Origin of the sequence: Hymenobacter crusticola (assembly GCF_002154225.1) — a bacterium.
GTDB classification, from domain to species: domain Bacteria; phylum Bacteroidota; class Bacteroidia; order Cytophagales; family Hymenobacteraceae; genus Hymenobacter; species Hymenobacter crusticola.
Genome location: NZ_MTSE01000004.1, coordinates 337565 through 358302 on the forward strand (window position 1 = coordinate 337565; position 20738 = coordinate 358302).

The 20738-nt window shown below is 56.1% G+C and carries 12 protein-coding genes; all 12 read left to right on the forward strand.

Annotation, left to right across the window (positions count from 1 at the left end):
- Nucleotides 1-65: 65 nt before the first annotated feature.
- Nucleotides 66-437, forward strand: coding sequence for an L-rhamnose mutarotase (locus tag BXP70_RS10610; protein ID WP_086594040.1), 372 nt, complete (start codon nucleotides 66-68; stop codon nucleotides 435-437).
- Between the two features lie 388 nt (nucleotides 438-825).
- Complete coding sequence (locus BXP70_RS10615; RefSeq protein ID WP_218779773.1) at nucleotides 826-2400, forward strand: alpha-L-fucosidase; 1575 nt, start codon at nucleotides 826-828, stop codon at nucleotides 2398-2400.
- Between the two features lie 25 nt (nucleotides 2401-2425).
- On the forward strand, nucleotides 2426-3871 hold the full coding sequence (locus BXP70_RS10620) for an alpha-L-fucosidase (protein ID WP_086594041.1): 1446 nt from the start codon (nucleotides 2426-2428) through the stop codon (nucleotides 3869-3871).
- Nucleotides 3872-3954: 83 nt separating this feature from the next.
- The gene (locus BXP70_RS10625; RefSeq protein WP_086594042.1) at nucleotides 3955-5817 is read left to right on the forward strand and encodes a beta-galactosidase; all 1863 of its coding nucleotides are present in this window, start codon (nucleotides 3955-3957) and stop codon (nucleotides 5815-5817) included.
- 125 nt (nucleotides 5818-5942) lie between these two features.
- Entirely contained in the window at nucleotides 5943-8336 is a 2394-nt protein-coding gene (locus tag BXP70_RS10630; protein WP_086594043.1) for a glycoside hydrolase family 3 N-terminal domain-containing protein, read from the forward strand.
- A gap of 66 nt (nucleotides 8337-8402) precedes the next feature.
- Nucleotides 8403-9443 (forward strand): sialidase family protein, encoded by a 1041-nt coding sequence (locus tag BXP70_RS10635; RefSeq protein ID WP_086594044.1) that lies wholly within the window; start codon nucleotides 8403-8405, stop codon nucleotides 9441-9443.
- A 133-nt stretch (nucleotides 9444-9576) separates the two neighbouring features.
- A complete protein-coding gene (locus BXP70_RS10640) occupies nucleotides 9577-10827 on the forward strand; it encodes an ROK family protein (RefSeq protein ID WP_086594045.1) in 1251 nt (416 codons plus the stop codon).
- A gap of 120 nt (nucleotides 10828-10947) precedes the next feature.
- Nucleotides 10948-12891, forward strand: a complete 1944-nt coding sequence (gene nagB / locus BXP70_RS10645; protein WP_086594046.1) for a glucosamine-6-phosphate deaminase — start codon at nucleotides 10948-10950, stop codon at nucleotides 12889-12891.
- Between the two features lie 111 nt (nucleotides 12892-13002).
- Nucleotides 13003-13887 carry an ROK family protein gene (locus tag BXP70_RS10650; RefSeq protein WP_086594047.1) on the forward strand — a complete coding sequence of 295 codons (885 nt, stop codon included), beginning with the start codon at nucleotides 13003-13005 and terminating at the stop codon, nucleotides 13885-13887.
- Nucleotides 13884-16244 carry a glycoside hydrolase family 20 protein gene (locus tag BXP70_RS10655; RefSeq protein ID WP_086594048.1) on the forward strand — a complete coding sequence of 787 codons (2361 nt, stop codon included), beginning with the start codon at nucleotides 13884-13886 and terminating at the stop codon, nucleotides 16242-16244. The genes BXP70_RS10650 and BXP70_RS10655 overlap by 4 nt, the downstream gene beginning before the upstream one ends.
- Nucleotides 16245-16434: 190 nt before the next feature.
- Nucleotides 16435-17727: a sugar MFS transporter gene (locus tag BXP70_RS10660; protein ID WP_086594049.1), complete on the forward strand. Its 1293-nt coding sequence runs from the start codon at nucleotides 16435-16437 to the stop codon at nucleotides 17725-17727.
- Between the two features lie 114 nt (nucleotides 17728-17841).
- Nucleotides 17842-20490, forward strand: coding sequence for a glycoside hydrolase family 2 protein (locus tag BXP70_RS10665; protein ID WP_086594050.1), 2649 nt, complete (start codon nucleotides 17842-17844; stop codon nucleotides 20488-20490).
- Nucleotides 20491-20738 lie beyond the last annotated feature (248 nt).

A 20738-nucleotide genomic window follows, 5' to 3' on the forward strand; every position in this document is an offset into this window, starting at 1 on the left:
AGCCTAACCAGATAGGCGCTTAGCGGTTAGCCGCAGACGTACCACCCAGTTTACGCTTATACTTCATGGAATACATCGAGTCTCACTACCCAGCTCAGTTTAAGCGTTATTGCAAGACGCTGACGTTGCAAGACGATGCCGCACTAGTTGAGCAATACAAGCAGGCGCACGGACCAAAGGCCGTTTGGCCGGAAATAAACCAAGGCATGCGCGAAGTAGGTATCCTGAAAATGGAAATCTACTTGTTGGGTCGGCAACTCTTCATGATTATGGATACTACAGCTGACTTCGACCACGACCAAGCCATGGCGGAGCTAGCATCCAAACCCCGGCAGTCCGAGTGGGAAACGTACGTTTCGCAGTTTCAGAAAACGACGGCCTCGAGCACAGCCAACGAAAAGTGGCAGCTTATGGAGCGCATCTACGAGCTCAGCTGACCTAGCTATCTTCTTGCTTTCTTCCTGCTTTCTTCCTACGCTGCCTTTGGATTCTACCACGTGGCATATTTGTACTTTTGTATGAGTGTTGCCGCACACATCAGGTGAGTTGGCGCGCACATTTTTGAATTTTCTAATTGATTCTTTAAATACTTTAGTACTTTAGGCCCACGTCTCCACCGGAGTTGCAGCGGGTAAAGGCCGGGCAACGGGTACAAGCTGCTAGCTCCTCAGCAGCTCGAAAGGCACTTGTCTTTGCGCGCCTATTTCGCCTGTCAGCGCCACTTCTGGCCAAGTCCGAATTGCTACGAAGAAGGACGCCGGTACTGTCCGTAGTTGATTTGGGCTAAGTCAGCGCCAACGAATTCACCTAACGTTTTGAAGTAGAGTGAAAGAGTACACAACTAACTATCTGAGCAAGGGAAAAGGGAAGAGCTTCGTATCGCTTCTGGTAACCAGCATCCTGCTAACAACGCCGCTGCTGAGTATTGCTCAGATCTATACCGACAAGAACTACGTGAGGATTGCTGCCGGTAGTTCCGAAGCCGCTATCGTCCGCAAAGCCGCTGCTGTAACGCCTTCGCCCCGGCAGCTACGGTGGCAGCAGCTAGAGCTCACGGGCTTCATTCACTTCGGAATGAACACCTTTACCAACAAAGAGTGGGGTGATGGCACCGAAAGCCCGCAGTTGTTCAACCCTACGGCGCTCGATGCGAAGCAATGGGTGCAGGCCTGCAAGGAAGGTGGAATCAAGCAGGTAATCATCACGGCCAAGCACCACGATGGCTTTTGCTTGTGGCCTTCCGCCTACACGGAGCACTCGGTGAAGAACAGCCCATGGAAAAAAGGCAAAGGCGACGTGGTAAAGGAAGTGGCCGACGCCTGCCACGCCTACGGCCTAGGTTTCGGCGTATACCTGTCGCCCTGGGATAGAAACTCCAAGTTCTTCGGCGATTCCGCCAAGTACAATACCTATTTCGTGAATCAACTCACGGAGCTGCTTTCCAACTATGGCCGCGTTGATGAGGTGTGGTTCGACGGCGCTAACGGCGAAGGCCCCACTGGCAAGAAACAAGTGTACGACTTCAACCGCTGGTACACGCTCATCCGCAAGCTGCAGCCCACGGCTACTATTTCCGTGATGGGCCCCGACGTGCGGTGGGTGGGTACCGAATCGGGCTACGGCCGCGAAACGGAGTGGAGCGTGGTGCCGATGGAGGCGCAAAGCCAGGATAAGGTGGCCGCCAACTCCCAGCAAGAAGCAGCCTTCGCGCCCAAAAACATGATGGAAGACGACCTAGGTAGTCGGGCCAAAATTAAGAATGCGCAGAGCTTGGTCTGGTATCCGGCGGAAATCGATGTGTCCATCCGGCCGGGCTGGTTCCACCACCCAGCCGAGGATGACAAAGTCAAAACCCCGGCGCAGCTGCTGGATATTTACAACAGTTCGGTGGGCCGGAACGGCGTGTTGCTCCTAAACATTCCGCCCGACAAAAGGGGCTTGATCAGCCAACAGGATATTGCCAGCCTGAAAGCATGGAAAGCTGCCATCGACAAAACGTACGCGAAGAACCTGCTGAAAACGGCCAAGGTAAGCGGCGCCAATGCTAGCCAGACCAAAGCCCTGCTGGACGACAAATACACTACCTACTGGAGTACCGGCGGCAACGACACAACGGCCACCATCGATTTCACGCTTTCCTCCCCCCAGGATTTTGACGTGCTCCAATTGCAGGAAAATATTGCTGTTGGGCAGCGCATCGAAAAGTTTGTGTTCGAATACAAAAGCGGTGAGGAGTGGCGAACGGTCGTGGCCGGTACCACGGTAGGCTTCAAGCGCATACTGAAGTTTGAGCCGCTTCAGGCACAGTACCTCCGCCTTCGCATCACCTCGTCTAGGCTGAACCCTACGCTTTCGTCAATGGGGCTGTACAAGCAGGCGGAACCGGCTGGCAATAAGTAACAGGCTGTATTTCAGGAAATAGAATATGGATTTGAAGAAGGTTACGCTCGCATTATTACTGCTCACTGCGGCTAGCTCCCTCCCGTTGCGGGCGCAGGAGCAGGGCATTCACCAGCAATCAACCGAATACGAAGCGCCCACGGACCCACTTGTGCAAAAGAAGCTGGACAAATGGCGCGACCAAAAGTTCGGGTTGATTCTGCACTGGGGCTTGTACGCGGTGCCAGGCATCATCGAGTCGTGGCAGATCTGCTCCGAAGACTGGATTGAGCGGGACAGCACCATTGCCTACGAGGACTACAAAAAGTGGTATTGGGGCCTGAGCAAAGACTTCAATCCGGTGAAATTCAACCCAGAGCAGTGGGCGAGCGTGGCAAAAAAAGCGGGCATGCGCTATTTGGTGTTCACCACCAAGCACCACGACGGCTTCAACATGTTCGACACGAAGCAGACGGATTTCAAAATCACCAACGGCCCCTTTAAGAACAACCCCAAGGCGGACGTAGCCAAGTACGTGTTTGATGCTTTTCGCAAGGAAGGCTTCATGATTGGGGCGTATTTCTCGAAGCCCGACTGGCACTCGCAGAACTTCTGGTGGTCGAAGTATGCCACGCCCAACCGCAACGTCAACTACGACATCAAAAAGTACCCGTGGCGGTGGAATCAGTACAAAGAGTTTACCTACAACCAGATCAGTGAGTTGATGCACAACTACGGGTCCATGGATATTCTGTGGCTCGACGGCGGCTGGGTGCGGCCCAAAGAAACCGTGAATGATGAAGTGCGCTCTTGGGGCGCCGCCATTCCCGAGTTCAGCCAGGATGTGAACATGCCCCGCATTGCTACCATGGCGCGGCAGGCCCAGCCCGGCCTTATCATGGTAGACCGCACCGTGCACGGCCCTTACGAAAACTACCAGACTCCCGAGCAGAAGGTACCCGACCACAAACTCGACAACCCCTGGGAAAGCTGCCTGACCCTAGCTAATAACTGGGGCTACGTGCCAAACGACAAGTATAAGTCGCCCACGAAGGTGATTCATTCGCTGGTGGAAGTGGTGGCGAAAGGTGGCAGCTTGTTGCTAGGTGTTGGCCCCAAGCCGGATGGCACCCTCGACAACGAAGCCGTAACGCGCCTCACGGCTATTGGGAAGTGGCTGGAGGTGAACGGCGACGCCATTTATAACACCCGCGCCACCGACCGCTTCCAGGATGGCAGTACGTACTTTACGCAGGGTAAAAAGGGTACGCGCTACGCCATTGCCTGCTTGCCCGAAGACAAAGCCGCCCCAACCACGGTAGAATGGACCGGGAACACCCCGAGAAAAGGCAGCAAAATGACGTTGCTCCAAACCGGCAAAACGGTGCAGTGGACCAAGGAAGGCGACAAAGTAAAAGTGACCTTGCCATCGTCGCTGGCCAAACAAGCGGGTGCGTATCCGGCCTTGGCTTTTGCCTTTGCAGCTGAGTAAAAAAGCAGTCTGAATCAATAACGGACAAACAACATGACCTTTCGACCAGCGGGAGAAAGGACCATCCAAGATTACTATCGTTCATGGTACACCCTACACTGGGCCGTTGGCTGACGTGTCTGCTGCTGGTAGCTAGCTTGTCGGCCCAGGCGCAGAAGAAGCACACGTTTGAAATAAAAGACGGGCAGTTTCTCTACGACGGGAAGGCCACCCAGCTTCATTCCGGCGAGATGCACTACGCCCGCATTCCAAGGGAGTACTGGCGGCACCGGTTGAAGATGCTAAAGGCCATGGGCTTGAATACGGTAGCGACCTACGTGTTCTGGAACTACCACAACACGGCGCCGGGCGTGTGGGATTTCAAAACCGGTAACCGCAACCTAGCCGAATACCTGAAGACTGCCCAGGAAGAAGGGCTGTTCGTCATCCTGCGGCCGGGACCTTACGCCTGTGCAGAGTGGGAATTTGGCGGTTATCCGTGGTGGTTGCAGAAAAACAAAAACCTTGTGATTCGAGCCAACAACCAACCCTTTCTCGACTCCTGCAAAGTATACATCGATAAGCTAGCTCAGCAGGTGAAGGGTATGCAGGTGAGTAAGGGCGGCCCCATTATTATGACGCAGGTAGAAAACGAGTTTGGCTCGTACGTAGACCAGCGCAAAGACATTCCACTGGAGGAGCACCGCAAGTACAACGCTGCTATCAAGCGGCTACTGACGGAAGCCGGTTTCGAAGGACCATTTTTCACCTCCGACGCTGCGGTGTTCTTTGAAGGCGGTGCCACGGCCGGAGCGCTGCCAACGGCCAACGGGGAGGGCAACGTGGAAAACCTGAAAAAAGCCGTAAACCAATATAACGGTGGCAAAGGCCCTTACATGGTGGCCGAATACTACCCCGGCTGGCTTGACCATTGGGCCGAGCCCTTCACCCGCGTACCTACTGAGCAGGTGACGAAGCAGATTGAAATGTATTTGCAAAACGGTGTCAACTTCAACTTCTACATGGTGCACGGCGGCACCAACTTCGGTTTCACCTCCGGCGCCAACTACAACGAAGAGCACGAAATTCAGCCTGACATCACGAGCTACGACTACGACGCGCCCATCAGCGAGCCGGGCTGGGCGACGCCCAAGTACACCGCCGTGCGGGAGCTGATGAAGAAGTACGTCAAATACCCCATGCCGGCAGTACCGGCCCAGATACCAGTTATTACGTTGCCGGCCATTGCGCTCAGCAAAACCGTTGATCTGTTTGACTTAAAGAAAGACATCAAGCCAGTGGCGAACGATACGCCGCTTTCCTTTGAGGACTTAAATCAAGGGCACGGCTATGTACTCTACAGCAAGCGCTTCACCCAGCCGACTCAGGGTAAGTTGCAGGTGAAAGGCTTGCGCGACTTTGCCACGGTATATGTGAACGGCAAGAAGGCAGGGGAGCTGAACCGGCAGGACAACAAGTATGAAATGGACATCACCATTCCATTCAACGCGACGCTGGAGCTGCTAGTGGAAAACATGGGCCGCATCAACTACGGCGCCGACATTGTGCACAACACCAAAGGCATCATCTCGCCGGTGCTCATCAATGGCTCCGAGGTGGTGGGTGATTGGAACATGTATAAGCTGCCCTTCGACAAAGTGCCCGACCTAGCTAAGTACACTGCCAAGAACAAAGAAGGCAAGCCTACGCTGTACGCCGGCTCTTTCGAGGCGAAACAAACGGGCGACGTCTTCCTCGACATGCGCGGCTGGGGCAAAGGCATCGTGTTCGTGAATGGGCACCACCTAGGGCGGTACTGGAAAGCCGGTCCGCAGCAGACGTTGTACTTGCCCGGTTGCTGGCTGAACAAAGGCAAAAATGACGTAGTGATTTTGGAGCAGCAAAACGACGTGCTGCAAAAAGAGCTTAAAACGACGGATAAGCCGATTTTGGAAGAAGTTCAGTAACCTGGTGTCGTGCATGAGGCGCCGCCAAAACGCGCCGTACGACACGTCCCTTGCCATTTGCCGCCAACGAACGAGTCGTTCAGCTACGAATGTACCGTGGCATATTCCCACATTCTATATTCCGCATGATTAAGCATTTTACGCTCAGCTTGTGTTTGTTAGGCGCCACTGCCACCTACGCCCAAAAAGCCAAACCCGTCTACAAAGACAGCAAAGTCCCAACCGACGCGAGGGTGAAGGACCTACTCGGACGCATGACGGTGGAAGAAAAGGTAGGCCAACTCTCGACTATCCTAGGGTGGGAGATGTACCAGAAAGACGGCCAGAAAGTAGGTATTAGCGCCGCGTACAAAAAAGCCGTAGACGAGCGCCACATCGGCGGGCTGTGGGCCACCCTCCGTGCCGACCCCTGGACGAAGAAGACCCTGGCCAACGGACTTAATCCTGCCCAAGCGGCCGAGGCTTCAAACGCCTTGCAGAAGTATGCCGTGGAGCATACCCGGCTCGGGATTCCAATGTTTCTGGCGGAAGAATGCCCGCACGGCCACATGGCCATCGGCGCCACGGTGTTCCCCACGTCTATCGGGCAGAGTAGCACCTGGGACCCAGCTTTGCTTCAGCGCATGGCTTCGGCTATTGCCACCGAAGTCAGGGTGCAAGGCGGCCACATCGGCTACGGCCCCGTGCTAGACCTAGCCCGCGAGCCGCGCTGGTCGCGGGTAGAAGAAACATACGGCGAAGACCCCGTGCTCACCAGCCAAATGGGCGTAGCGATGGTGAAAGGCTTGCAGGGCGCTAGCTTGAAAAGTGGCGTCAATGTCATTTCCACCCTGAAGCACTTTGCCGCTTACGGCGTGCCCGAAGGTGGCCACAACGGCGGCAGCATCAGCACCGGGTACCGGGAGTTGTACCAAAGCTTTTTGCCGCCCGTACATGCTGCCGTAAAGGCTGGGATTTTGTCCATCATGACCTCCTATAACTCCATTGATGGCGTGCCGTGTTCTTCCAACGAGTTCCTGCTCACCGATTTGCTGCGCAAGCAATGGGGCTTTCAGGGCTTCACCGTGTCCGACCTAGGTAGCATCAGCGGCATCCTGACCAGTCACCACGTAGCGGCCACCCCGCCCGAAGCCGCTGCCCTGGCTATCAACGCCGGCCTCGATGACGACCTAAGCGGCTACGGTTACGACAAGGAACTACTCGCGGCGTTCAACCAAAAGCTCGTTTCCACCGAAATCCTGGACCGCGCCGTGGGTCGTGTGTTGCGTCTGAAGTTCGAAATGGGACTGTTTGAAAACCCGTACGTTGACACCAAGAAAGCCGCAAAACAGGTGAAGAGCCCGGCTAACGTAGAGCTAGCTCGCCAGGTAGCGCGGGAGTCGGTGGTGCTGCTGAAGAACGAGAAAGACGTGCTGCCGCTTTCTAAGTCATTAAAAAGCATTGCCGTAATCGGACCAAACGCCGATAACATTTACAACCAGCTCGGTGATTACACCGCGCCCCAGCCCGAAAGCAACATCGTGACGGTGCTGGAAGGCATCAAGGGCAAAGTGGCGGCGGGTACGAAGGTGACCTACGTGAAGGGCTGCGCCATTCGAGATACCACGCAGGTGGACCTTGCCGCCGCGGTAGCGGCTGCCCGCAGTGCTGAAGTCGCGGTAATAGTGCTCGGCGGCTCCAGCGCCCGCGATTTTAAAACGGAATACCAAAGCACTGGCGCCGCTAATGTGACAGCTAGCAACACCCAAGCCATCAGCGACATGGAGAGTGGCGAAGGCTACGACCGCGCCACCCTCGACTTGCTGGGCAAGCAGCAAGAGCTACTGCAAGCCGTCGTAAAAACCGGTACGCCGGTAGTGGTAGTGCTCATCAAAGGCCGGCCGCTAAACCTGAATTGGATGGCCGCCCACGTGCCCGCCGTGCTCGACGCGTGGTACCCCGGCCAGGAAGGCGGCAATGCCATTGCCGATGTGCTATTTGGTGACTACAACCCCGCCGGCCGCTTAACGATTTCAATCCCGAAATCGGTCGGGCAGCTGCCCGTATACTACAATGCCAAGCGCCCCGAACGGCGCGACTACGTGGAAATGGATGCCAAGCCGCTCTATAGTTTTGGTTATGGCTTGAGCTACAGTAAGTTTGAGTACACAGACTTGCAGGTGAACACCACTGAAAGCAACGGCGCCGTGCAAGCTAGCGTGCGGTTCAAGGTGAAGAACACCAGCGCACGCGACGGCGACGAGGTGGCCCAACTCTACCTCAGCGACGATGCTAGCTCGGTGGTGACGCCCGTGAAGCAGTTGAAGAAGTTTCAGCGACTCATGCTCAAAGCCGGCGAGCAGAAGGAGGTGGCTTTCGAATTGACAGCCGAAGACCTAATGCTGCTCAACCAGAAGATGGAGTGGGTGGTTGAGCCGGGCGTTTTCACAGTGATGGTAGGCGGCGCGTCGGATGATATTAAGCTGAAAACGCAGTTCAACGTGGCCAAGGCGATTAAGCTGGCAGTGGCTGAGCACTAAGGGTATCCCTGCGGCGCGGCCGATACTTAACCTAGCATTGGCTGTATTACCGATTCCCGTCCGACTATGAAAAAGCACTTTTTGCTTGCGTCCACTTTCCTGCTAGGTTTTCAGATGAGCGCAGCCGCCCAAACGACTTGGGTGAAAGCCAAGGAAGAGTTGCTGTTCACGACGCCGCCTTTCCAGCAGTGCCACGCGTCGACGCTCGTGGAAGACGCCGGAGGAAATTTGCTAGTGGCTTGCTTCGGTGGCTCATACGAGGGAAGTAAAGACGTAGCTATCTGGCTTACCGGTATTAGCAAAACAGGTAGTGTTTCGCAACCTAGGTCGGTGGCCAATGGGGTAGTGAGCGATACGCTGCGCTACCCAACCTGGAACCCCGTGCTGTTCAAGGCGCGCGCGGGCAAGCTGTTCTTATTCTACAAAGTAGGGCCGAACCCGCGGGAATGGTGGGGCATGGTCAAAACTTCCACGGATGAAGGCAAAACGTGGTCGGCACCACGCCAGCTGCCTCCAGGTATCCTAGGGCCGATCAAGAACAAACCAGTGCAGCTCGCTAATAGGACCATTCTAGCGCCGTCGAGCATCGAGGAAAAGACGGAGCGCTGGAAAGTTCACCTAGAAAAATCGACTGACCAGGGACAAACGTGGCAAGTTATTCCGGTGGACAATGCGTCGGCGTTCGATGTTATTCAACCTAGCATTCTGGTATATCCTGGCAATCGGCTACAGATTTTGTGTCGCAGCAAGCAAGGCAGCGTGGTGCAGGCCTGGTCGACGGACGGGGGCAACAGCTGGAGTACTTTATCCAAAACTACTTTGCTTAACCCAAACTCTGGCACCGACGCTGTAACCCTAAAAGACGGGTCGCAGCTACTGGTATACAACCCTGATGTGCCTGGCAAAGAATGGTTTAATGGCCGTAGCAAGCTCCGGGTAGCGCAATCGAAAGACGGGCAAACGTGGCACGATGTAGCAGAGCTAGAAAATGGCACCAAGGAGGAATTCAGCTACCCCGCTGTCATCCAGACTCATGATGGCCGCGTGCACATCACATACACCTACGACCGCAAGAATATCAAACACGTGGTGTTACAGGCTAAGTAGCCTGCGTTGGTATAGCTACATGTTCTCTAATTCTTTCATGGTTCTAGCATAACTTTTATAAAAATTTTACAGAAGTATTTTGACTTGAAGAAAAGTTTAGGTTCATTTATAGAAACATAAGCACAGCTTCAGGATGGACTCTTTACTAGCATTAGAGGAGACTTACCTAGCTCGGCTCAACAACGTTGAGCGCAGAAAATACATACATAAGCTAAAGATTGTCAAGCACTTGTATGTGAAAGGTGCGAAGACCAACGCTGATATTTGCAGTCGGTTTAACATCAGCTCACCCACTTCCATTGCCATGCTCAATGAGCTGATTGCGGAGGGGCTCGTTGAGAAACAGGGTAGGGGCAAATCGATAGGGGGCCGGAAGCCAGAGCTATATGGGCTTTGCGACCGGTCGCTGTTTGTGCTAAGCATTCAAGTCGAGAAGTTCAAGACGCGAATGGCCATCTTTGATAACAACAATCAGATTATTACCGGGGTACAAACGTTCAGCATTGAGCTGACCAAGGATCTAGGTGCCCTAGAGCAAGTGTATGCGCACGCCAACGAACTGATTCAAGCATCAGGCATCGACTTGAAGAAGCTCGTCGGAGTTGGGATTAGCATGCCGGGCTTAGTTTCTTCGAAAGAGGGAAACAACCAAACCTACCTGCTCACCACGCAGACGCCTGAATCGTTGCAACAGTTGCTGGAGCATCGCTTCGGCAAGCCGGTGTTCATTCAGAACGACGCCAAAAGCGCTACCCTAGCCGAATACCGCTTCGGGTTAGCGCACGGCCGCCGCGACGTACTGGTGCTTTCCATGGATTGGGGCATTGGCATGGGCGTAATACTGGATGGCAAGCTCCGCAGCGGAGCGTCAGGCTTTGCCGGCGAATTTGGGCACATTCCGCTCGTGGAGGGCGGCGCGCTCTGTCATTGCGGCAAGCGGGGCTGCCTTGAAACGGTAGCGTCTGGCAGTGCCATTGTCCGCAACGCACGAGAAGGGATTAAGGCGGGGCAGAACACTTTGCTCAGCAAGTTGTCGGACGACCAAATAGAGCAGCTAGAGCCTGAGCAGGTCCTTAGCGCGGCCAACGACGGCGACCAGTTTGCCATCAGCCTCTTGGCCGAAGTAGGTACTAACCTAGGCAAGGGCATCGCTATTCTGATCCAGCTTTTCAACCCTGAGCTGATCATCCTAGGGGGCGAAATAGCGCAAGCCAAACAGTTTCTGATGCCAGCTATTCAGCAGGCCATCAACACGTACTGCATGACCCAGCTCCGGGAAAAGACCAGCATCGTGGTGTCGGAGCTAGGCAACAACGCTGTGATCCTAGGATCCGTCGCTACGGTGATGGAAAACATCTTTGAAAGCTACATGGAGCTAGCATGAGCCTGAAACCCAACTTCGCTTTCTGCCTCAATGCTCGGTTGCTGACTTAGCTCCGTTGGCATTTCCTTTTGCATCAAAACAAAACATAAGCATTTCCGCTAACTCCCAAGCCTCGCAACAATGCAGAACGTCGCGCTACCGATCAAAACCCGATTAAACCTGCTGGAAGAAACTCGCTTCGAGAAGCTTCCCGTGACCGTTTATCCCAACAAGGATATTGCCTCCGTGAAAGTAGCGGAGCGCATTGCCGAACTGATCAGAAGCAAGCAGGGAACAGGAGAGAAGGCCGTACTGGGCCTAGCTACCGGCGCTACACCAGTAGGCGTGTACGAGGAGCTGGTGCGCCTGCATCGCGAAGAAGGCCTGAGCTTCCGCAACGTGGTGACCTTCAACTTGGACGAGTACTACCCCATGCCGCCCACGGCGCCGCAGAGCTACGTGACGTTCATGAACGAGAACCTGTTCAACCACATCGATATTGAGCGGGAAAACATTCACATTCCGGATGGCACCCTAGCTCTGGAAGACGTAGCCGCGTTCTGCCTCAACTACGAGCGACTGATTGAGGAATACGGCGGGCTTGATTTTCAGATCCTAGGTATCGGCCGGACGGGCCACGTGGGCTTCAACGAACCCGGCTCGGCACCGAACTCCGGTACGCGCCTGGTCACGCTCGACGACCTTACCCGCCGCGACGCCTCGCGCGACTTCGGCGGTAAGGAAAACGTGCCCACCAAGGCCATTACCATGGGCATCGGTACCATCTTCAAGGCCCGTGAGATTATTCTGATGGCGTGGAGCGGCAAAAAGGCGCCCATCATCAAGAAGGCCGTGGAAGGCGAAGTATCGGGCGAAGTGCCCGCTACGTACTTGCAACTAGCCGACAACGTGGAGTTTGTGCTCGACGAGGCAGCTGCCTCTGAGCTCACGCGCTTCGACACGCCCTGGCTCGTTAAGGACTGCGTGTGGGACGAAATGCTGATCAAGAAGGCCGTTATCTGGCTGTCCAACACGCTCGGCAAGCCCATCCTGAAGCTCACCGAGGAAGACTACAACAACAACGGCATGGCCCAACTCGCCACGGAGCGCGGCCCGGCTTACAACATCAACATCCACATTTTCAACAAGCTTCAGCACACCATCACGGGTTGGCCCGGTGGCAAGCCCGGCGCCGACGACTCGCAGCGCCCCGAGCGCGCCCTGCCGGAGAAGAAGCGCAGCATCGTTTTCTCGCCCCACCCCGACGACGACGTGATTTCGATGGGTGGCACGTTCATCCGCCTCATCGACCAGGGGCACGACGTGCACGTGGCTTACCAAACTTCCGGCAACACGGCCGTGTGGGACGACGACGTGCTGCGCTACATGGAGTTTGCCATCGACTTCGACGCGAGCCTCGGCAAAGACACGAGCAACTTGCAGTCGATTTACGAAGCTATGCGTGCGTTCATTCAGCAGAAGCAGCCCAACCAGGTGGATACGCAGGAGATTCGCAATGTGAAGAGCTTTATTCGCAAGAGCGAAGCCATTGCGGGCGCCCGCTACGCTGGCTTGAAGGACGACCACATTCACTTCCAGGCGCTGCCCTTCTACGAGTCGGGCAAAACGCAGAAGTACCCCGTGACCGACAAGGACATCGAGCTGACGATGGAGTTGTTGCAGCAGGTGAAGCCCCACCAAGTGTTCGTGGCCGGCGACTTTGCCGACCCCAACGGTACTCACATTGTGTGCTTCAACATCGTGACGGAATCGTTGCGGCGCCTGAAAAAGACCGAAGCGTGGGTGGAAGACTGCTGGATGTGGATGTACCGCGGTGCGTGGCACGAGTTCAAGCCCTACGAAATCGAAATGGCCGTGCCGTTGTCGCCGCAGGAAGTGATTCGCAAGCGCAACGCTATCTTCAAGCACCAGTCGCAGAAGGATACGCCCGTATTCCCCGGCGACGACTCGCGCGAGTTCTGGGTGAGGGCCGAGCACCGCAACCGCGAAACGGCCCAGCAATATGATAAGCTAGGTTTGGCCAACTACGAAGCCATGGAAGCCTTCGTGCGCTGGCAGTTTTAAGGCCGAGGTGATGAAGTGGTGGGTTAGTGAGTTTTCTCTTGCAAGCAGTGCATTCACTAACTCACCACTTCAGAACTTCACCATTATGAAAAGTATGTGTGTTGAAATTGCATGAATAATAACAAGTACATCGGAATAGATATTGGCGGGACGAAGATTCAGGTCGGCGTTGTGCAGCACGGGGAAATAATTCAAGAAGCGAAGTTTGAAACCTCCGCCACCGCGCCCAAGGAGCAGATTTTGGCTGAGCTGGTGCGCAACCTAGCGCCCTTCGTGGATGCCGGCGTGGTGGGCATTGGCATCGGGGTGCCGGGGCTGGTGGATGAGGAAAACGGCATTGTGCACAACGTGCAGAATATTCCTTCCTGGCAGGAAGTTCACCTGAAGGATTATCTGGTAAACCACTTCGACAAACCCGTATACCTTACCAACGACGCCAACGCGTTTGCGGTGGGGGAGAAGATGTACGGCAAGGGCAAGCCCTACGCAAACCTAGTGGGCATTGCGCTGGGCACGGGCCTAGGGGCGGGCATTATCATCAACCACGATGTGTACTCGGGTACGCTGTCGAGTGCCGGCGAATTTGGCTGCATCCCGTACCGCGACAAAACCATCGAGGACTATTGTAGCGGCAAGTTTTTCACGCAGCATACCAGCCGGTCGGGGGCCGAGTGGCACGCGCTGGCCAAAGTCGGTGACGCTGACGCCTTAAACGTTTTTGCAGAGTACGGCCGGCACCTTGGCAATGCCATCAAGATCATCCTGTACACCCTCTCGCCGGAAGCCATTTTCTTGGGCGGTTCGGTGAGTAAGTGCTTCGCGTATTTCCAGGGCGGCCTATACGAAAGCCTACGGGAGTTCCCGTTCAAGGTCGTAGCCGAACGGCTGATCGTTGAGCCCTCGGCCATCGACAACGCGGCCGTTTTGGGCGCTGCTGCCCTTTGCAAAATGAAGCAGGAGCATACTTCCCATCCCCATAAAGAGCTTTCCCTATGACCAGAAAAACCGTGGTGTCACTGGCGGCTGCGCTTAGCCTCGGAAACAGCTTCTGTTTCGTGACGGCGCCCGTCTACGGCCAACAAGCGCCCGTAAGCCAGCAGACACTTTCCATCATTCCGCAGCCGGTGCAGCTCACGCCCCAGAGCGGCAGCTTCGCCATTACTCCTAGCACCAAGATTTACGTCGACCCCAAGAACGAGGAGCTGCGAAACATTGGTCTGTCGCTAAGCCAGGAGATAAAGCGCGCTACCGGCGTGCAGCCGCAGGTGGTGCAGGCCGCACCTAGCAAGCAAAGCACTGGCGGCATTTACTTGACGCTCGCACAACCCGCTCAAGACCTAGGTCCCGAAGGCTACAAGCTCACGGTGCAGCCTGCGCAAGTGGTATTGGCCGCGAGCAAGCCCCAAGGCTTGTTCTTCGGCACGCAAACGATTCGGCAACTGTTACCCGCGCAGCCCTCTACTGCAGCGGTGAGCATTCCGGCCGTCGAGGTCATGGACAAACCTAGGTACGATTGGCGCGGCATGCACCTGGATGTGTCCCGCCATTTCTTCTCGACTGAGTTCGTGAAGAAATACATCGACTTCCTGGCGATGCATAAGATGAACACCTTCCACTGGCACCTCACGGACGACCAGGGCTGGCGCATCGAGATTAAGAAGTACCCCAAGCTGACCTCCGTCGGCGGGTGGCGCGACGGCACGCTGATCGGTCACTACACCGACCAGCCGCACAAGTTTGATAACATTCGCTACGGCGGCTTCTACACGCAAGAGCAAATAAAAGAGGTCGTGAAGTACGCCCAGGACCGCTACATCACGGTAGTGCCGGAGATTGAAATGCCCGGCCATGCCGTAGCCGCCCTCACGGCGTATCCGGAGCTGTCGTGCACCGGTGGCCCTTTCAAAGTAGAGGGATTGTGGGGCGTATTCGACGACATCTTCTGCGCCGGCAACGAGCAGACGTTCACCTTCCTGCAAGATGTGCTGACGGAAGTAATGCCGCTGTTCCCGAGCAAGATCGTGCACATCGGCGGCGACGAAGCCCCCAAAACGCGTTGGCACGAGTGCCCCAAGTGCCAGGCCCGCATGAAGGCCGAAAACCTGAAGGATGAGCACGAATTGCAAAGCTACTTCGTGCAGCGCATGGAGAAGTTTGTGAACTCCAAGGGCAAAACCATCATGGGTTGGGATGAAATCCTGGAAGGTGGCCTCGCGCCGAACGCGGCCGTGATGTCGTGGCGCGGAATGGAAGGCGGCACGGCCGCTGCCAAGCAGAAGCACAACGTGGTGATGACGCCTGGCTCGCACGTCTACTTCGACCACGCTCAGGGCGAAGCTAGCCTAGAACCGCTATCCATTGGCGGCTACTTGCCGCTGGAAACGGTGTATTCCTTCGAGCCCACGCCGAAAGAGCTGACTGCGGAAGAGCAGAAGTACATCCTAGGTGCCCAAGCCAACCTCTGGACTGAGTACATCCCGACGGAGCAACAGGTGGAGTATATGGTGCTGCCGCGCATGTCGGCGCTGTCGGAAGTGCTCTGGACGCCTGCTAGCCAGAAGAATTGGCCTAGCTTCAAAGAGCGCATGCAGAAGCAGTACCAGCGCTACGAAGCCCTCGGTGCCAACTACGCGAAAAGCGCCTTCAACGTGCGTCAGCAGCTTGCTATCGACACCACGCAGCGCGCGGCCGTCGTGACGATGCAGACGGACGCCACCGGTCCGCAGATCTACTACACCTTGGATGGCGCGGCCCCAACCGCCTCGGCGCAAACGTACACCAAGCCCTTTGCCGTTTCGAACTCGGCCGTAATCAAGGCCGGCTCTTTCGAGAATGGTAAGCTAGTGGGTAAAGTCACGACGAAGGAAGTGACCACGCATAAGGCATTTGCCATGCCCACCAAGCTCGCTACGGAACCGAACAAGAGCTACAAAGGACAAGGCGGCTTGACGTTGGTCGACGGCATAAAAGGCTCTACCAACCACACCGACGGGCAGTGGCTAGGTTTCCAAAGCAGCGACTTGGTAGCCACGCTTGATTTGAAAAAGGAAACAGAGATCAGCTCCATCAAGAGCACCTTCTTGCAGCATTCGGGCTCCAAAATCCTGCTGCCGACGAACGTAGAAATAGCCGTGTCGAAGGACGGCAAGAAGTACAAAACGGTGTATTCGGCACCCGTAGCAGCCATGGCCGAGCAGCCCAAGCCCGCCATCAGCGAGGTGAAAGCCGACCTGAAGAAGACCAAAGCTCGGTTCGTCAAAGTCACGGCGAAAAACGCGCAGCCGCAAGCAGCAGAAAAGGGCTCGAAAGATGCCGGCATCTGGCTGTTTGCCGATGAGATTGTCGTGCAATAATGCGCGGCTACGTGGTGTAGAGACGCGACCCTGCGCGTCGCGTCGTTGGACGAGTCCATCTAGGAAGACCTAGGTAAATAGTAGCAGCAACGAGGAGACGCGCAGGGTCACGTCTCTACACCCAATAACGGGACAGACGCTTCTGTTCAACTTATCAAGCGTACCCTAGCTCCATTTTAACTTACACAGAATGACCAAAGTAGCTACCACGGCTAACGCTACCTCGCCCGCGCCAACGGCCACGACGCAAACGGGCCGATCGATTGTGATCATCGGAGCGCTGTTCTTCATCTTCGGCTTTGTAACCTGGCTGAACTCCGTTCTGATTCCTTACCTCCGAATTGCGTGCGAGCTCAACAACTTCGAGTCGTACTTGGTGGCGTTTGCCTTCTACATCAGCTACTTGGTGATGGCCATTCCGTCGGCGTGGGTGCTGAAAGCTACGGGGTTCAAGAACGGCATGTCGTTGGGACTGCTGGTTATGGCCGTGGGGGCGCTCATCTTTATTCCGGCCGCGCTGACCCGCACGTACGGGTTGTTTCTGCTAGGTCTGTTTGTGCAAGGCACCGGCCTAGCGGTATTGCAAACGGCCGCTAACCCCTACATCACCATCCTAGGTCCGCGCGAAAGTGCCGCCAAGCGCATCAGCGTGATGGGCATTTGCAACAAGGTAGCTGGCGCGCTGGCGCCGATTGCCCTCGGTGCTATTGCGTTGAAAGATGCTGATGCCCTCATCAAGCGCCTCGGCACCATGGATGCTGCCGCGAAGGCCGCCGAGCTAGATGCCCTTGCTTCGCGCGTCGTGACGCCCTACCTGATTATGCTTGGGGTGCTGGTGCTGCTGGCCGTGCTGATCTACTTCTCCTCGCTGCCCGAAATCGACACCGACCACGAAGACGAGGCGGTAGCCGCTGCTAACACCGGCAAGACCAGCGTGCTTCAGTTTCCGCACTTGCTGCTCGGGGCGCTGGCCATGTTCTTCTACGTGGGCGTGGAAGTAATTGCCGGCGACACCATCATCAGCTACGGGGCCGCGCAAGGCATTGCGCTATCTACGGCTAAGTTCTTTACGGCCTGCACCATGGGCGCCATGATCCTAGGGTACCTGATTGGTATTGTGGCCATTCCGAAGCTCATTTCTCAGGAAAAGGCGCTACAAGTATTTGCCGTAGCGGGGGTGCTTTTTGCCCTAGGCGCCCTGTTCACCAACGGGTACACATCGGTGCTATTCATTTCGCTGCTGGGACTCGCCAACTCGCTCATTTTCCCTGCTATCTGGCCGCTTGCTATTGAAGGCCTAGGTCGCTTCACCAAGATTGGCTCGTCCTTTCTCATCATGGCTATTGCGGGGGGCGCGGTGCTGCCGCCGATGTACGGCTGGCTGGCCGACCAGTTCACGCCGCAACAAGCTTATTGGCTGGTCATTCCCTGCTACCTGTTCATCCTGTATTACGGTATGGCGGGGCACAAAGCACGGAGCTAGGTTCCTGTAGCGCGGACTCGGTAGTCCGCGCTTTCTATTAAACATGCACTAATCACCAAGCCGGCGCGGACTACAAAGTCTGCGCTACTTTAAACTGTTCCTGAGTTCTTTCGAATGAAGAAGTATCGACTCCTGCTGCTGGCTTTAGGGCTCGCTAGTCCGTTGGCGGCGCAGCAACGCTACGAGCTTAACTCCGGCTGGAAGGCCACACCTATTGCGAACGTAAAAGCCGACGGCCAAGCCATTTCGCAGTCGTCTTTTGCTACCACCGATTGGGCGCCCGCCGTCGTGCCCGGCACGGTGCTCACCACGCAGCTCGAAAACAAGCAGGTGCCCGATCCTTTCTTCGGGATGAACAACAACCGCATCCCTGACATCTACAAAACCGGCCGCGACTACTACACTTACTGGTTTGTCAAAGATTTCAAGGAGGCGAAAGCCGCCGGCGACGACCAAGTGTGGCTGCACCTGCGGGGCGTAAACTACAGTTGTGAGGTATTCTTGAACGGGCAAAAGCTTAACAAGAAAACGCACCACGGCATGTTCTTGCGCCAGACCTACAACATCACGCCCTACCTAGCCAAGGACGGCAACAACCGCCTGGCCGTGGTGGTGTATCCGCCCGACCCCGTGGGCAACCCTAACGGCGGCCAGGGTGGCGACGGTACCATCGCAAGGGGCGTGTCGCACCAATACGTGGCCGGCTGGGACTGGATTCGGCCCATCCGCGACCGGAACACCGGCATCTGGGACAAGGTGACCATTGAGAAGACCAAGCAGGTCAATGTGAAGAACCCGCACGTGGTAACCCGCGTGCCCGGCGTGCGCAAGCCCGAAGGTCCGCAAGCACCGGCCACCATCGAGGTAACCGCCGAGCTCGAAAACCCAACTGCCAAGAAGGTATCGGGCGTGCTGCAATACACCCTCGACGGCCAGAAAGTCTCGCAGAAAGTAACGCTGCCAGCCAACTCTACCCAGCAGGTAAGCCTGGAAAAGCTAGCCTTGCAAAACCCGAAGCTGTGGTGGCCGAACGGCTACGGTCCGCAGAACCTGTACCAGCTGAAAATGCAGTTTTTGGTGGGCAAAACGGTGTCGGATGAGGAAGACGTGCAGGTGGGCGTGCGGGAAATCCAGACCAAGTGGAACGCCACCACCCAGAGCATGCAGGTGCATTTGAACGGGCAGAAGATCTTCATCAAGGGCGGCAACTGGATTATTTCGGATGCCATGCTGCGCTTCACAGACGCGCGCTACGACGCCGAAATCCGCTTCCACCGCGACATGAACCTGAACCTGATTCGGGTGTGGGGCGGCGCCCTCGTCGAGCGGCCCGAGTTCTACCAAGCCTGCGACAAGTACGGCATGCTGGTAATGCAAGACTTCTGGATGTCGGGCGACGCCAACGGCCGCTGGGTGGACCCTATGAAGCTGGAAGACCAGTGGACCCGCCGCCAGTATCCCAACGACCACCGCTTGTTTATCGAGTCGGCCGCCGACCAAGTGAAGATGGTGCGCAATTACGCTTCCCTCGGTATGTGGTGCGGTGGCAACGAAATCACGCCCCCGAAAGACATTCTGACGGCGCTGCAAGATTCCATTCTGCCCAAGCTCGACGGCACGCGGTGGTTTGTGCCCTACTCCAACTCCGACAGCATGTCCTACAACAACCAGGGCGGCAACGGCGACGGACCGTATGGCATCCAGCCAATTAGCCGCTTCTGGGCGCACCGCACGTACCCCTTCAACTCGGAGGTGGGCTCAGTGGGCGTGGGCGACTACGAGTCGCTGGAGCGCTTTCTGCCGGCCGCCAACATGGTGCCCCCGAAGTACCTAGGTCCGAAAAGCAAGCCCACCGAGAAGGTGGATTCGGTGTGGGATTATCACACTTACATCGGCTACGAGCAGTACCTGCTGCCCTACGGCGCCCCCAAAGACGCCCGCGACTTTGGCCTGAAAGCCCAACTCGTGAACTACGACCAGTACCGCGCGCTCATGGAAGGCTTCAGCTCGCACATGTGGGAGTGGTACACGGGCAGCATCATCTGGAAAACCCAAAACCCCTGGACAGCCATGCGCGGCCAGATGTACGACTACTACCTCGACCCCAACGCCTGCCTCTACGGCCTGCGCAACGGCAGCGAACCGCTCCACGTGATGTACAACCCCGTGGATACGATGGTGATGATTACCAACAACACCTTTGAGGTGAAGCGCGACATGATGCTAGTAGTCGACGCCTACGACATGGCCGGCAAGAAGACCAACGTGACGCAGGTAATCGTGGAAATCAACCCGTCGATGTCGAAGAAATACTTACCCGTGAATGCCGTGGTGCGGCAGATGGCTAAAGAAAAAGGCATGTTCCTCTCGCTGCAATTGCAGGACTTCAACAAGAAGGTTATCAGCAACAACTTCTACTGGCTTTCTGACGCAAAAGGCGAGTACTCGGGGCTGAAAGGCATGGCAAAGACGGCGGTGAAAGTAACCACCAAGCAAACCGCCAAAGACAAGATCGAAGTGACGTTGACCAATCCGGCCAACGCCCCTGTGGCTTTCTTCAACCGCCTCGCCCTGGTGAACCCCAAAACGCAGAAGCGCATCCTGCCCGTGTTCTACACCGACAATTACGTGTCGGTGCTGCCCGGTGAGAGCAAAACGGTGGTGATGGACTACACGCCCACCTCCGACGTGACGGCGCCCGTGGTTTCGGTGGAAGGCTGGAACGTGGAGAAACAGTTGCTGCCCGTAGCAAGCAGCAACTAGAATACCTAGATAGGAAGAATCAAGAACGTCCTACTGCGCTGGTCGAACCGGAGGAAAGCGTAAGCCAAGCGTCTCTCCCGCTTTGTTGCAGACACTAGAACGATGTAGAGACGCAATACTTCGCGTCTCCTCGTTGAACGACTGATGCTAGAACAACCTAGGCAAACAACATCAGCAACGCGGAGACGCAAAGTGTTGCGTCTCTACACTGAACACGAAGCAGGAGAGAGGCTGCGACAGCACAGCAG